General features: G+C 74.5%; 11 protein-coding genes. 2 read left to right on the plus strand and 9 right to left on the minus strand.

Going from position 1 to position 14,764, the window contains the following annotated elements; genetic code table 11:
* The first annotated feature begins 83 nt into the window (after positions 1-83).
* On the plus strand, positions 84-2,267 hold the full coding sequence (locus EDC03_RS08340; RefSeq protein WP_123379788.1) for an HNH endonuclease signature motif containing protein: 2,184 nt from the start codon (positions 84-86) through the stop codon (positions 2,265-2,267).
* Between the two features lie 131 nt (positions 2,268-2,398).
* Positions 2,399-3,058, plus strand: coding sequence for an LON peptidase substrate-binding domain-containing protein (locus EDC03_RS17595; protein ID WP_158674249.1), 660 nt, complete (start codon positions 2,399-2,401; stop codon positions 3,056-3,058).
* Positions 3,059-3,110: 52 nt separating this feature from the next.
* On the opposite strand, the gene EDC03_RS08350 is transcribed toward EDC03_RS17595, so the two are convergent.
* The 9 genes from EDC03_RS08350 to EDC03_RS18405 form a co-directional block, all read right to left on the minus strand.
* Positions 3,111-3,695, minus strand: a complete 585-nt coding sequence (locus tag EDC03_RS08350) for a hypothetical protein (RefSeq protein ID WP_148058039.1) — start codon at positions 3,693-3,695, stop codon at positions 3,111-3,113.
* 284 nt (positions 3,696-3,979) lie between these two features.
* Positions 3,980-7,528, minus strand: coding sequence for a DNA polymerase III subunit alpha (gene dnaE, locus EDC03_RS08355; RefSeq protein WP_123379790.1), 3,549 nt, complete (start codon positions 7,526-7,528; stop codon positions 3,980-3,982).
* Positions 7,529-7,779: 251 nt separating this feature from the next.
* Entirely contained in the window at positions 7,780-9,885 is a 2,106-nt protein-coding gene (locus tag EDC03_RS08360) for a PQQ-dependent sugar dehydrogenase (protein WP_123379791.1), read from the minus strand.
* A gap of 84 nt (positions 9,886-9,969) precedes the next feature.
* Entirely contained in the window at positions 9,970-10,923 is a 954-nt protein-coding gene (locus EDC03_RS08365; RefSeq protein WP_123379792.1) for a sugar phosphate isomerase/epimerase family protein, read from the minus strand.
* A 323-nt stretch (positions 10,924-11,246) separates the two neighbouring features.
* Positions 11,247-12,158 (minus strand): RluA family pseudouridine synthase, encoded by a 912-nt coding sequence (locus EDC03_RS08370; protein WP_123380068.1) that lies wholly within the window; start codon positions 12,156-12,158, stop codon positions 11,247-11,249.
* 10 nt (positions 12,159-12,168) lie between these two features.
* Positions 12,169-12,765: a signal peptidase II gene (gene lspA / locus EDC03_RS08375; RefSeq protein ID WP_123379793.1), complete on the minus strand. Its 597-nt coding sequence runs from the start codon at positions 12,763-12,765 to the stop codon at positions 12,169-12,171.
* Between the two features lie 128 nt (positions 12,766-12,893).
* Entirely contained in the window at positions 12,894-13,622 is a 729-nt protein-coding gene (locus EDC03_RS08380; protein WP_123379794.1) for a DivIVA domain-containing protein, read from the minus strand.
* 151 nt (positions 13,623-13,773) lie between these two features.
* A complete protein-coding gene (locus tag EDC03_RS08385) occupies positions 13,774-14,070 on the minus strand; it encodes a YggT family protein (protein ID WP_123379795.1) in 297 nt (98 codons plus the stop codon).
* A gap of 6 nt (positions 14,071-14,076) precedes the next feature.
* The gene (locus EDC03_RS18405) at positions 14,077-14,676 is read right to left on the minus strand and encodes a cell division protein SepF (RefSeq protein ID WP_123379796.1); all 600 of its coding nucleotides are present in this window, start codon (positions 14,674-14,676) and stop codon (positions 14,077-14,079) included.
* Positions 14,677-14,764: the final 88 nt, after the last annotated feature.

A 14,764-nucleotide genomic window follows, 5' to 3' on the forward strand; every position in this document is an offset into this window, starting at 1 on the left:
TGTGAGCAACCTCTGCCGTTGTCGGGCCCGCCCGCTAGACTTCGAACACCTGTTCGACGGACGGAGAGAGGGGGAGGTCGAGGATGGCGCAGCACCCGGCCGACGACGAGTCGCGCGACGACGCCGTCGCCCCCGCACCCGCTGGCCCCGTCGGTCCGCTCGACGTCCCGGTCGGTGATCTGCCGCTCGCCCGCCGTGCGGGCAGGGCCGTCCTCGACCGGCTCCGCGACGCCCACGCCGCTGCGTCGACCCAGCACGCCGCGCTGCTGGGTCTGGTCGCCGACCTCGTCGACGAGACGGCCGCCGCCCTCGGCGTCCCGGTCGGCGGCGACCCGGTCGAGACCGCCCGCTTCGGACGGCTCGGCGGGGACCCCGCCGAGGGGGTCATCACCGAGATCGCCCTCGCGCTGCACGTCGGCGTCGCTGGGGCGCGGCGGCTGGTCACCGACGCGCTGGCGCTCACGACCGTCCTGCCGCAGACCCGGGCCGCTCTACGCAGCGGAGGCATCTGCCCCGCCCGGGCGCACGCGGTCGTCACGGGCACTGCCGGTCTGACGCCGGAGCAGGCCCGCTGGGTCGACACCCACCTCGCTCCCGACCTGCCGCGTCTCGACCCGCCTGGTGTCACCCGCAAGGTCCGCGCCCTCGTGGCCCAGCTCGAGGTCGAGGCCACCAACCGCCGCCTCCGCTACGAGACGTGCCGCCGTCGGGTCCTCGTCCAGCCGCTCGGCGACGGCGCGGCCGAGCTCGTCGCCACCGGCCCGGTCGCCGACATCACCGCGCTGTTCCACCGCCTGACCACGTGGGCCACCACCCGCACCGGCCCTCACGCGGGGGCGGACCCGCACGCGGCGGTCGCCGCGGGCCTGGACCCGGTGGCCACCGATGCCACCGGTCTGCCCGACCAGCGCGGCGTGGACGCCCGCCGCTTCGACGCGTTGGTCGGCCTGGTCACCGGCGCCGACCCGCGCTCGGATGGTCGGGCGCACGCCGGGCCGTGCAACGGCCCGACGCTCAACGTGTCCCTGCCCACCCTGCTTGGCCTGGACGACGAGCCCGCGTGGTTGGCCGGCCACGGCGCCGTGCCCGTCGACGTCGCCCGCGAGCTCCTCGCCGCCGGCCACCCCTTCCGCCGGATCCTCACCGACCCCTTCACCGGGAGGGTCCTCGGCGTCGACGGACACCTCCACCACCTCGACGCCACCGCGACCCGCACGACCACCACCCGAGCCACCGACGACACGACCACCCGGACCGCGGAAGCCCTCCCCATCTCCGGCACCCCCGACGCCAGTCCGCCGGCGACACCGCCGATCACGCCAGCTCCGGCAAAGGGCGCCGACGCGATGCCCGACCCGCCGGACGACAGTCGAACGGGCACACCACCCGAGCCACCGCCGGCCACCACGGCCCAGGTGCCGCCCGGTCTCGCCGACAAGCTCACCCGCGTCGCCGACGCGCCCGCGCCGAGCACGACTCCGCCTGGCACCACCGCCCCCGGCACCACCACGCCCGGCACCAACGCGCCCACCACCAACGCGCCCACCACCAACGCGCGCGGTGCCAACGCGCCCACCACCAACGCGCGCGGTGCCAACGCGCCCACCACCAACGCGCGCGGTGCCCCAACCCCGGGTGCCGCCAAGCCGGGTGCCGCCGCGCCGCGATGGGCGTCGCGAACCGACTCTCCCGCCGACGGGACGCCGCGCGCTTCGACCTGCCCCCTCGCGGGTCTGCCCACCGACTACGTCCCCACCACCGAGCAGACCCGCTACATCCGCGCCGCCCTGCCCGAGTGCACCCACCCCGGCTGCACCCAACCCTCGGTCCGCTGCGACCTCGACCACCAGACCCCCCACAGCGCCGGCGGACCCACCTGCGAGTGCAACCTGCGACCCCGCTGCCGCAAGCACCACCAGTGCCGCACCCACTACGGCTGGCTCGTCCAGCCCACCACCGACGACCCGACCGACCCGCACGGCCTCGGCACCCGCTGGACCTCACCCCTCGGCCTCGTCCACGACGACCCCGCACCACCCTTCCTCCCCCGACCCACCACCAGCCGCGACGCCGACGGCACGCCCCTGCCCGCCGGCTGGGACGACCGCGGGAACCACCCCCAGCCGACCTACCCGACCGTCGACATGGCCTCGCCCGGCGCGCTCCTGCTCATCAGCGCCGCCGCCACCGCGACCACCCACCACCGCCAGCCACCCCGACCGCCGGCGCCGCAGGTCGAGGAGGAGGACGACCCGCCGCCCTTCTGACGTGGTGGACGAGGCGGTGCGGACGTCACCACGGAGGGCGCCGGCGGAGCGCCGGGAGACCGGTGCCTGGCCGGCGGTCGGCCCTGCCGGGCACCCGGTGCGGTCCGGCGCTCGCGACGTACGCTCGCCGGGTGCAGCCCCTCCCGCTGTTCCCCCTGCCCTCGGTCCTCGTGCCGGGCCTGGTGCTGCCGCTGCACGTCTTCGAGCCGCGCTACCGGGCCCTGGCCCGTCACCTCGAGGAGCTGCCGGCGCAGCGCCGGGTCTTCGGCGTCGTGGCGCTCAAGCCCGGACGGGACGTCCGGGAGGGCGCCGACGCCCTCCACGACGTGGGCACGACCGCCGTCGTCCGTGACATGACCGCCCTCGAGGACGGTCGCTACGAGATCGTCACGAGCGGGGCGCTGCGGTTCCGGCTCCACGGTCTCGACGAGACGGCGGGCACGGAGTGGGCCACCGGGCTGGTGACGCCGCTCGACGAGCCGGACGGCGACGCCGACCGCGCACCGGCCCTCGCGGCCCGGGTGCGCACCGCCTTCGCGGCGTACCGCGCGCGGCTCGGCAACGGCGAGGACGACGCCGTGACGATCACCTCGCCCAAGGTCGTGTCCTACCTGGTGACGGCGGGCATGGTGCTCGACCTGCCCGAGCGGCAGCACCTGCTCTCGCTGCCGGACACCACCTCGCGGCTCACCGCGGAGCTGCGTCTGCTGGCGCGGGAGGACGCGATGCTCGAGGCCACGGGGGCGCTGCCGCAGACGTCGCCCGACCTGTCCTTCGCCACCCCCAACTGAGGGCGCCACCGACCGCGACCGCCGCGCGGCGGGGGCCCGGGACGCTGCCGGATCAGGGACGGTCGGACGCGGGGCGGTCGAGCTCGGCGCGCGGGTGGTCGGGCGCCGAGCCGTCGTCGGCGTCGGGGTCCTCGGCCCGCACCTCGGCCGGGGAGCGCAGCAGGGTGACGACGAGGACGGCGACGACCACGAGTGCCACGGCCAGCGGCGCGACGACGAGAGCCACGTCCGCCGAGAGCACGAGCCCCGGCACGTCCTGGACGGTGACGCCCTCGGCGACACGGTCGGCGACGTCGGCCGGCAGTGCCGGCGCACGACGCGGGCCCGCCAGGACGCCCCCGAGGGCACCGCCGAGCGCGCGGGCGACGACCGCTCCGACGCCGGCGGCCACGAGGCCGACGACGACGGCCGACGCCGTCGGGCCGCCTCGACGGCGGAGCACCGCGAGGCCCCCGACCGCGCCCGCGGCGGCGGTGACGGCGACGAACCACCCGTCCTGCGCGGCGAGCAGCTCCGGCTCCCCCGGCGAGACGCGGCGGACGCCGTCGGTGAGGACCGGCGGCTGCGGGGCGGCGAGCCACCACGCGAGCGCGGCGACGACGACGAGCACCGCCCACAGCGCGACCGCGCTGCGCACGGCGCCGCGCCCCGGACGGTCCCCGGGCGCCCCCGCCCCGGCCGTCGCGGCCGGGGCGTCGGTCGTCCCGTGCGGCCCCGTCGGACGGTCCGCGCCGGCGCGCCCCTCGGCTCCGGTCGCGGCGTGCGTGCCGGACCGGCCGTCCGCGCCGTCCGGGCCGGGGGCCGCGTGCGCGTCGGCCGGGCCATGTGCGCCGGAGGGCCCGTGCGCACCGTCCGCGTCGTCCGCGCCCGGCACCCCGCCGACGCCGGGCCGGCCGCCCCGACCCAGGGCGCCGTCGTGGCTCACGCCAGGCACGACGGCCCGAGCAGGGCCTTGAGGTCGCCGTAGAGCGAGGGCGACGGGGTCACCTTGAGCGCGCTGTCGAGGCGCATGAGGGTCGCCCGCTCCGGCGAGCTGCGCAGGCGCAGGTGCACCTCGGTGCCGCCGGCGTGCATGAGCAGGACGTCCTTGAGCTTCTCCACGCGCGGGGGCGTGCAGCGGCTCGTCGCCATCTCGATGACGAGCGGCCCGCCCGCCGGCGTCGAGGTGTCGGGGATCGACATCTCCGACGCGTAGATGGTGGGGACGTCGTCGCGGCGGTTGACGCGGCCCCGGACGACGCAGACGAGGTCCTCGCGCAGCTCGTGCATGACCTCGGCGTACGTCTTGGGGAAGAAGAGGACCTCGACCGACCCCTCGAGGTCCTCGACCGTGGCGATCGCCCAGGCGTTGCCCTGCTTCGTCATCTTCCGCGTGACGGTCGTGACCATCCCCGCGATCGTCACCGTGGAGCCGTCCTGGCGGGACTCGTCCGTGACGAAGGAGGAGATGGAGCAGTCGGCCGAGGACGCCAGCACGTGCTCGAGCCCGAAGAGCGGGTGGTCGGACACGTAGAGGCCGAGCATGGCGCGCTCGCTCGCGAGCAGCTCGCGCTTGTCCCACTCGCCGTCCCCGACCGGCGGCAGCGCCGCGAGCTGGACGGCCGAGTCGTCGCCGAGGCCGCCGAAGAGCGAGTCCTGGCCGATGGCCTCCTGGCGCTTCTCGTCGACGACCGCGTCGACGTAGACCTCGTGCACCGCGGCGAGGCCCCGCCGCGTGTGGCCGAGGGAGTCGAAGGCGCCCGCCTTGATGAGCGACTCGATGGTCCGCTTGTTGCAGACGACCGCCGGGACCTTGCGGAGGAAGTCCTCGAAGGACGTGAAGGCGCCCTTCGCCTCGCGCGCCGCGACGATCGCGTCGACGACGTTCTGGCCGACGTTGCGGATGGCCGCGAGGCCGAAGCGGATGTCGGCCCCGACGGCGGCGTACGTCCCGATCGAGGAGTTGACGTCCGGCGGCAGCACGGTGATGCGCATGCGCCGGCACTCGCCGAGGTAGAGCGCCGACTTGTCCTTGTCGTCGCGCACGCTCGTGAGCAGGGCGGCCATGTACTCGGCCGGGTGGTTGGCCTTGAGGAACGCCGTCCAGTAGGAGACGACGCCGTACGCCGCCGAGTGCGCCTTGTTGAAGGCGTAGTCGGAGAACGGCAGGAGGATGTCCCACAGCGTCTTGACGGCCGCCTCGGAGTAGCCGTTGGCCGCCATGCCGTCGCGGAAGCCGATGTACTCGGCGTCGAGCACCTCGCGCTTCTTCTTGCCCATGGCGCGCCGCAGCAGGTCGGCCTTGCCGAGCGAGTACCCGGCCAGCTTCTGCGCGATGGCCATGACCTGCTCCTGGTACACGATCAGGCCGTACGTCTCCCCCAGCACGTCCGCGAGCGGCTCGGCCAGCTCGGGGTGGATGGGGGTGATCTCCTGCTGGCCGTTCTTGCGCAGCGCGTAGTTCGTGTGCGACCCCGCACCCATGGGTCCCGGGCGGTAGAGCGCGCCGACGGCGGAGATGTCCTCGAAGACGTCGGGCTTCATCATGCGCAGCAGCGACCGCATGGGGCCGCCGTCCAGCTGGAAGACACCCAGGGTGTCGCCGCGCTGGAGGAGCGCGAAGGTCGTCGGGTCGTCGAGGGTGAGCGACTCGAGGTCGACCGGCTCGCCGCCGTTGCTGACGATGTTCTTGAGGGCGTCGTCGAGGACCGTGAGGTTGCGCAGCCCCAGGAAGTCCATCTTGATGAGCCCGAGGCCCTCGCAGGTCGGGTAGTCGAACTGCGTGATGACGGCGCCGTCCTGCTCGCGCCGCATGATGGGGATGACGTCGACGAGCGGCTCGCTCGACATGATGACGCCGGCCGCGTGGACGCCCCACTGCCGCTTGAGGCCCTCGAGCCCCCGGGCGGTCCCGACGACCTTCTGGACGTCCGCGTCCGAGGCGTGGATCTGGCGGAACTCCTCGGCCTCCTTGTGCCGCTTGTGCTCCGGGTCGAAGATCCCCGACAGCGGGATGTCCTTGCCCATGACCGTGGGCGGCATGGCCTTCGTGAGCCGCTCGCCCATGGCGAAGGGGTAGCCGAGGACGCGCGAGGAGTCCTTGAGGGCCTGCTTGGCCTTGATGGTGCCGTAGGTGACGATCTGGGCGACGCGGTCGCTGCCGTACTTCTCGGTGACGTAGCGGATGACCTCGCCGCGCCGGCGCTCGTCGAAGTCGACGTCGAAGTCGGGCATGGAGACGCGCTCGGGGTTGAGGAAGCGCTCGAAGATGAGGCCGTGGGCCAGCGGGTCGAGGTCCGTGATGCGCATGGCGTACGCCGCCATGGAGCCGGCGCCGGAGCCACGGCCGGGACCGACCCGGATGCCGTTCTCCTTGGACCAGTTGATGAAGTCGGCGACGACGAGGAAGTAGCCCGGGAAGCCCATCTGCGCGATGACCTGGCACTCGAAGTCCGCCTGCGCCTGCGACGCGGCCGGGATGCCCCCGGGGTAGCGCCGCTCGAGGCCGCGCTGCACCTCCGCGACGAACCACGACTGCTCGGTGTGGCCCTCGGGGACCGGGAAGCGCGGCATGTACGTGCCGTTGCCCTCGGTGAAGCGCACCTCGCAGCGCTCGGCGATGGCGAGGGTGTTGTCGCACGCCTCCGGCAGCTCGGCCCAGGTGCGGCGCATCTCGGCGGCGCTCTTGAGGTAGAAGTCGTCGGCGTCGAACTTGAAGCGGTTGGGGTCGGCGAGGGTCGAGCCCGACTGCACGCACAGCAGCGCCGCGTGCGCCGTGGCGTCCTCCGCCCGCGTGTAGTGGAGGTCGTTCGTCGCGACGAGCGGCAGCTTCAGCTCGCGCGCCAGCTTGAGCAGGTCGGCCCGGGTCCGGCGCTCGATCTCGAGCCCGTGGTCCATGAGCTCGCAGTAGTAGTTGCCCTCGCCGAAGATGTCGCGGAAGTCGCTCGCCGCCTGCACGGCCTCCCGGTACTGGCCGAGCCGGAGCCGCGTCTGGACCTCCGAGGAGGGGCAGCCGGTCGTCGCGATGAGCCCGCCCGAGTGCTCGGCGAGGATCTCGCGGTCCATCCGCGGCTTGTAGAAGTGCCCCTCGAGCGAGGCCCGCGAGGCCAGCCGGAAGAGGTTGTGCATGCCCCCGGTGTTCTCGGCGAGCATCGTCATGTGCGTGAAGGCGCCTCCGCCGGAGACGTCGTCGCGGCTGGAGGTGCCCTGTGCGCCCCACTTCACGCGGCTGCGGTCGCCGCGGTGGGTGCCCGGCGCGACGTAGGCCTCGAGCCCGACGATCGGCTTGACGCCGTGCTTCTGCCCGGCGCGCCAGAAGTCGTAGGCCCCGAAGACGAAGCCGTGGTCGGTCGTGGCGAGGGCGGGCATCCCGAGCCGGGCGGCCTCCGCCATGAGGTCGTCCACCCGGGCGGCGCCGTCGAGCATCGAGTACTCGGTGTGCACGTGGAGGTGGACGAACTGGTCGGCTCCGGCGGCGGACGACGACGGCATGCGGGGGGCCTCCCGGCGGCGCGCCGCGGGCGGCGCGCGAGGTCAGGGACGGTGCAGCACGGGGCTGCCGGAGGACGGCCACGAGCCTACGTCGCCCCGCCGACAGCCCGTGCCGCCGCGCACCGGCGGGACGGCGGCGCGACCGCGGCCGGCCGCCGCCCCCGGGACGCGCGGGAGGGGCGCCGCCCGACGGCGACGCCCCTCCTGCTGGTGCGGTGCTGCTGGTGCTCCCCGGTCACCCGGGGGGCGGCTCAGCCGTTGCTGGGCTCGAGCACGACCTCGGCGACCCCGCTGCGGGCCGGCAGGCCCTCGCCCGGGGCGTCGGTGTAGGTCGCCTGGAAGACCCCACGGAGGTTGGCCTCCCCGGAGTGACCGGTGTCGAGCGGCGTCGAGATGGTGCCGGAGCACCCGCGGGCCGCCGTGAGCGGGTGGCCGTGGTCGTCGTGGCCGAGGATGTAGCTGACGATCACGCGGCTGCAGTCCACCGGCTGGTCGTCGGTGATCTCCAGCTCGTAGCGGACCACGTCGCCGAAGGCGAAGGTGTCGCCCGTCGTCGGGGTGACGAAGCGCACGACGGGCGCCTCGTTGCCCACGATGACCTGGACCGACGCGGCGGCCGAGCGGCCGGTGCGGTCGATGACGCGGAGCGTCGCCTCGTAGGAGCCGTCCTCCTCGTACGTGAAGGTCGGGTTCGGGCGGGTCGAGTCGACCTTGCCGTCGGCGTCGAAGTCCCAGCGGTAGCGGAGGCGGTCGCCGTCGGCGTCCGTCGTGCCCTCGCTGGAGAACTTCACGGTGAGGGGCGTCTGCCCCTCGACCTTGTCGGCGGACACCTTGGGCTCTGGGGTGCGGTTGCCGCGGGTGTAGTCGATGCGGGCCAGCTGCGCCTCGGGCAGCTCGGCGAAGTAGCCGGTGCCGTACTCGAGGACGTAGAGCGCGCCGTCGGGGCCGAACTCCATGTCCATGGGGCCGTCGACGGTCACCGCGGCGCTCGCGGCCTCCTCGATGGAGGTCACCTCGCCGTCGGCGCCGGTGCGGACCGCGCCGACGTAGTCACGCGTCCACTCGTAGAAGAGGGCGGCGCCGTCGTAGTACTCGGGCCACTTGATCTTCGAGCGGGTGCGCTCGTTGTAGTCGTACGCCGGGCCGGCCATCGGGCCGATGCCGCCGGTGCCGAGCTCGGGGAACTCGGCCGACTCGCCGTAGCCGTAGACGATCTCGGACTTCTTCACCGGGGGGAGCTCGGTGAGACCGGTGTTGTAGCGCGAGTCGTTGACCGGCGCCGCGCAGTCGAACGGCTCGCCCGACTCCTCGGTGCCGAAGTCGTAGTCGATGTACGGCATGTCCGGGTCGACGCAGAAGGGCCAGCCGTAGTTGGCGGGCTCGTCGATGACCATCCACCGGCCGTGGCCGGCGGGGCCGCGCTCCGGGTCCGGCTGGCTGGCGTCGGGCGAGTAGTCCGCCATGTAGACCTCGTCGGTCTGCTTGTTCACGGCGAAGCGGAACGGGTTGCGCAGGCCCATCGCGTAGATCTCGGGGCGGGTGCCCTCGGTGCCCTCGGCGAAGAGGTTGCCCTCGGGGATGGTGTAGCCGCCGTCGCGCCCGACCGTGATGCGCAGGAGCTTGCCGCGCAGGTCGTTCGTGTTGGCCGACGTGCGGCGGGCGTCGAAGGCCGGGTGGCGGCCCTCGCGGTCGTCGAGCGGCACGTAGCCGTCCGACTCGAAGGGGTTCGAGTCGTCACCGGTCGTCAGGTACAGGTTGCCCTGGCTGTCGAAGTCGATCTGGCCGCCGACGTGGCAGCAGATCCCGCGGTCGACGGGGACCTCGATGATCATCTGCTCGGTGGCGAGGTCGAGGGTGTTGCCCTTGAGCTTGAAGCGCGACAGGCGCATCTCGCCCTTGAAGGCCTCGACCTGCTCGGGCGTCGCGTCGAAGGGCGCGTCGCCCTCGTTGACGTCCGGCGTCAGCGGGTCGTCCTCGGGGGTGTCGCCCTCGAGGGGCGAGTAGTAGAGGTAGACCCAGCGGTTCTTGGAGAAGTTCGGGTCGATCGCCACGCCCTGCAGGCCCTCCTCGTCGTGCAGGTACACGGGCACCTGCGCGGCGAGGGGGTTGAGGCCCGTCTTCGGGTCGTGGATGAGCACGCGGCCGTCGCGCGCCGTGTGCAGCACACGGCCGTCGGGCAGCACGGCCAGGGAGATGGGCTCACCGGGCCGGTCGTTGAGCGTGACCTTCTGGAACGCGCTCTGGTCGGGCGCCTCGACGGCGGGGGCCGTCGGGCTCGCGGTGGCGGCGGGCACGGCGGCCGTGAGGCCGCCGACGACGGCCGCCGCCGTCACGATCGGGAGGAAGAGCTTGCGCACGAGGGGCGTCTCCTTCGACGGGGTGCGAGGTGGTGCCGGGCCCGGGGCGCTCGTGCGAGCGCCCCGGGGTGGTGCGTCAGCCGGTCAGAAGCGGAAGGCCTCGAGGAACTGGAAGCCCACGCGGGCGGTGTCGAGCGCCTGCTCCGGGGTCCGGGGAGCAGAGCCGGCGTCGTCGCGCTCGACGATGAACTCCACGAGGCCCGCGCGGCCCGCGGTGCGGAAGACGCGGTCGAAGTCCGCCAGGCCCTGGCCCGCGTCCTCGAAGGTGGCGTTCGCGTTGATGTCCTTGACGTGGAACTGGCGGATGCGGCCCGGGTTGGCGCGGACGATGTCCACGGGGTCCGCCGCACCGCGGTAGGTCCAGAACAGGTCGAGCTCGAAGTGGACGAGGTCCTCGTGCGTGTTGGCGAAGAGGATGTCCATGCCGGTGCGGCCCGAGCCGTCGTTCATGCGGAAGTACTCGGCGTGGTGGTTGTGGTAGCCCATCTGCACGCGCGCCGCGTTGGCGAGCTCGCCGGCCCGGTTGAGGTCCTTGGCCAGCTGCTCGTAGGCCGCCGCCTCGCGGACGGGCCCGTTGGCGCCCTGCCCGAAGAACGGGTGGTTGACGTACGTGGCGCCCAGGGTGCGGGCGTCGGCCAGCGACTGCTTCCACGCGTCCTCGTTGAACGGCTGCGGGATCCCGATGTGGGCCGACGTCGCCTTGAGGCCGTACTGGTCGAGCTTGTCGCGGAACTGCGCGATCGAGAGCCCGGCCGGCGCGCCGGCGGTCTCGACGTTGCGGTAGCCGATCTCGCGGATGGTCCGGAGCGTCAGGTCGACGTCGGCGTTGAGGATGTTGCGCACCGTGTACAGCTGGATGCTGCGGCGGCGCACGGGGATGCCCCGCTCGCCGGGCTGGACCGAGGCCGAGGCCGCGGGGGCGGCCGCGACGCCGGCCGCGCCGGCGAGGGCGGCGGCACCGGCGGCCGCCTTGAAGAGGCCGCGACGGGTGGAGCCGGAAGGAGCGTCGTGGGTGGTGGAGCCGGGCTCGTTCTGCATGGTTCTCTCCTTCGTCCGGCAGCGGTGCTCGGACGGTCGACGCCTCGTGGAGCGGGTCGGACCACTTCGGCCGACGCGTTGACGAAAGTAGCCCAGGGGTCCGACATGTGTGAAGGCGCCCGCTGGTGCACTTCGTCGCGATCATGCGGAAGTGGTGACCCGGCGTGCCGCTTCTCACGGTCGGTGACGACACGCCGTGCACGAGGTCGTCCACGCACGGCGTGGTGTGAGGCAGGTCGCACGCACGACGGCCCGGCACCGTCCCGCGGGGTGGGACGGCGCCGGGCCGACGGTCGGCGTGGGGGGCGGTGGACGCCCACGCCTCAGCCGCGCAGGCGCTCCAGCGCGACGGCGAGGTCCTCGGGGTAGGTGCTCTCGTAGACCACGGGCAGCCCGGTGCCCGGGTGCTCGAAGCCGAGCCGCAGGGCGTGGAGCCACTGGCGCCGGACGCCGAGCCGCGCGGCGAGCGTCGGGTCCGCGCCGTAGGTGAGGTCCCCCACGCACGGGTGCCGCAGCGCCGACATGTGCACACGGATCTGGTGCGTGCGCCCCGTCTCCAGCCGGACCTCCAGCAGGGACGCCGACCGGTGCGCCTCGAGCGTCGAGTAGTGCGTGACGCTGGGCCGACCGCCCTCGACGACGGCGAAGCGGTGGTCGGAGCTCGCGGACGGGTGCCGCCCGATGGGGGCGTCGACCGTGCCGGCGGACGGGTCCGGGTGGCCCTGGACCAGCGCGTGGTAGGTCTTCGTCACGGTCCGCTCGCGGAAGGCCTGCTTGAGCAGGGTGTACGCCCGCTCGCTCTTGGCGACGACCATCAGCCCCGAGGTGCCGACGTCGAGCCGGTGGACGACGCCCTGCCGCTCCGCCGCCCCCGAGGTGGCGATGCGGTACCCCGCGCCGGCGAGCCCGCCGACGACCGTGGGGCCGTCCCAGCCGGGGCTCGGGTGGGCGGCGACCCCGACGGGCTTGTCGACGACGACGAGGTCGTCGTCGTCGTGGACGACGCGCAGCCCGGGCACGGGCTCGGCCACGACGACCGGGGCGGACGGCGGGTCGGGCAGCTCGACCTCGAGCCAGCCGCCGCCGACGAGGCGGTCGGACTTGCCGAGCTCGCGCCCGTCGACGCGGACGCCGCCCGCGGCGGCGACCTCGGCCGCCCGGGACCGCGACAGGCCGAGCAGGCGGGCCAGCGCGGCGTCGACGCGCTCGCCGACGAGGCCGTCGGGGACGGGCATCTGGCGCAGCTCACCCACGGCGGGGGCCCCCCTCGTCGTCGTGACCCTCGGTCGGGGCCGCGTCCCCGTCACGGGCGTCACGGGCGTCACGGGCGTCGGCGACGTCCGGGGCCCCGTCGGTGTCGGGGGTGCCGGTCGTGCCGTCGCGCCCCTCCCTCGAGCCGTCGACGCCGACGCCGCGCAGCGTCAGCAGGACGACGAGGACGGCCGCGGTCACCACCGCGATGTCGGCGACGTTGAAGACGGGCCAGCGCGGCAGGCGCAGGAAGTCGACGACGTGCCCGTGCAGCGGCCCGGGCTCGCGGAGCAGCCGGTCGGTGAGGTTGCCCAGGGCCCCGCCCATGAGCACGCCGAGCGTGAGGGCCCAGGCGCGCGAGCCGAGCCGCCGGGCCACGACGGCGACGCCGACGACCACGACGACGGCGAAGGCCGTCAGCAGCGGCGTGGCCCCGGTGCCCAGCGAGAAGGCGGCGCCGGGGTTGTAGAGGAGGTAGAGGTCGAGGACGCCGTCGACGACGGGGACGGGCTCGCCCTCGACGAGCCGGTCGACGGCGAGGAGCTTGGTCACCTGGTCGGTGCCCCAGACGAGCAGGACCACGAGGGCCATGAGGAGGACGAGGCCCCGGCGCGCCCGTCGGGGCGGGCGGGGGGCCGGGTCGGCGGGGGCCGCGCCGGCGGCGGGGACGACGTCGCCCCCGCCGCCGGCGCCCTCGCCGTGCCGGTCGCGTGCGGTGGTCAGCTGCTGCCGCCCGTCCCGCCGGAGCCGCCGCCGGGCACGACCGCGGCCGTGCCGTCGAGGTCGCGCAGCTGCCCCTCGAGGTAGGCGCGCAGGCGGCTGCGGTAGTCGCGCTCGAAGCCGCGGAGCTCGTCGATCTTGCGCTCGAGCAGGGAGCGCTCCCGCTCGAGGGCGCCGAGCTCGGTGGCGCGCTGCTCCTCGAGCTGCTCGAGGGTCGTGCGCCGCGTGTCCTCGGCCTCCGTGACGAGGCGGTCCGCCTCGGTGCGCGCGCCCGTGACGAGACGGTCGCGCTCCTCCTCGCCGGCGCGCACGTGCTCGTCGTGCAGGCGCTGGGCCAGCGCGAGCACCCCGGCGGCGCTGCCGGCCGAGGTCCCGGTGCCGTCCGCGAGGGCGGCGGCCGGGGCGGCCGGGGCCTCCACGGGGGCGGGCGGCTCGGGGACGGCGGGCGTCTCGACGGCCGGGGCCTCCGGCGCGGGCGGCGCCGCCGGCGTGGCGTCCTCCGTCGTCGCGGCGTCGCCCGTCGCGGCGGCGGGTTGCCCGCCGTCGGCGGCGCGGCGCTCGGCCTCGGCGAGCTGCTCGCGCAGGCCGTCGTTCTCGGTTCGCAGGCGCGTGAGCTCGGTGACGACCTCGTCGAGGAAGTCGTCGACCTCGTTGACGTTGTAGCCGCCGTCGCGGATGCGGCTGGCGGTGAAGGTCTTGCTCGCCACCATCTCGGGCGTCAGCGCCATGCGCACCGTCCTCGTCCCGTGCTCCTCCCCGGGCGGGTGCCGGGGGCCGCCGCGCGGCGCGGGGCGTCCCGACGGTAGCGGTCCCCCCGGGCACGCGCCGACCCGGCCCGGGAGGCCCCGGGCCGGGTCGTCCTGCGGCGCGGGGGCCGCGTCAGGTCGTGAAAGAGAGCTGGGTCAGCACCGAGCGGAGGATGCCGAGCCCGAGGAAGAGCACGAGGAAGGCGAGGTCCAGCTGCACCTGGCCGATGCGCACGGGCTTGATGACCCGGCGCAGCGCCCGCAGGGGCGGGTCGGTGGCCGAGTAGACGAGCTCGGCGAGGACGAGGACGAAGCCCGTGGGGCGCCACTCGCGGGAGAGCAGCTGCACCCAGTCGAGGACGAGCCGTCCCAGCAGCAGGACGAGGTAGAGCAGGACGAGGAACGCCAGGAGGGCGAAGACCGCCGACACGTCGCCCTAGCTCTGGTTGAAGAACGAGCTGGCCGCCGCCGTGCTCGTCGCCCGGCCGGGGCCGGCCTGCTCGGCCGTCACCTCGACGTGCGCCGGCGACAGCAGGAAGACCTTGGACGTCACGCGCTCGATGGAGCCGCGGAGGCCGAAGACGAGGCCCGCGGAGAAGTCGACGAGACGCTTGGCGTCGGCGTCGTCCATGTCGGTGAGGTTCATGATGACGGGAACCGACTCGCGGAAGCTCTCGCCGATGGCCTTGGCCTCGTTGTAGCTGCGCGGGTGGATGGTCGTGATGCGGCTGAGGTCGCCCCCCAGCGGCTCGGGCACGACACGAGACATGGAGCGCTCCCGGTTGATCGGCGTGACGGCGGCCCGGTGCTCGCGCACCTCGGTGGCGCGGCCGGTGGTGTGGCCGGCGACGTGCCCGGCGGTGTGCCCGGCGGCGGCCCGCTCGGCGTCGGCGCGGCGGTCGTCCGCGGCCTCGGGACGGTCGCCGCGGGCGGACCGGTCCCCGCGGTCGTCCTCGTAGCCGTCGAGCTCGTCGTCGCGGGGGTCCTCCTCGGCCAGGCCCAGGTAGACCATCGTCCTGCGCAGCGCGCCTGCCATCTCGCTCCCTCGCCGCCCTCGCGGTCCGCCGGTCTCGTCAGTGGGGTGGTGCAGGGGTCGTCGCGGGCCGAGGGCCGTGGTGCTGCCC

This window comes from Pseudokineococcus lusitanus, from assembly GCF_003751265.1.
GTDB classification, from domain to species: domain Bacteria; phylum Actinomycetota; class Actinomycetes; order Actinomycetales; family Quadrisphaeraceae; genus Pseudokineococcus; species Pseudokineococcus lusitanus.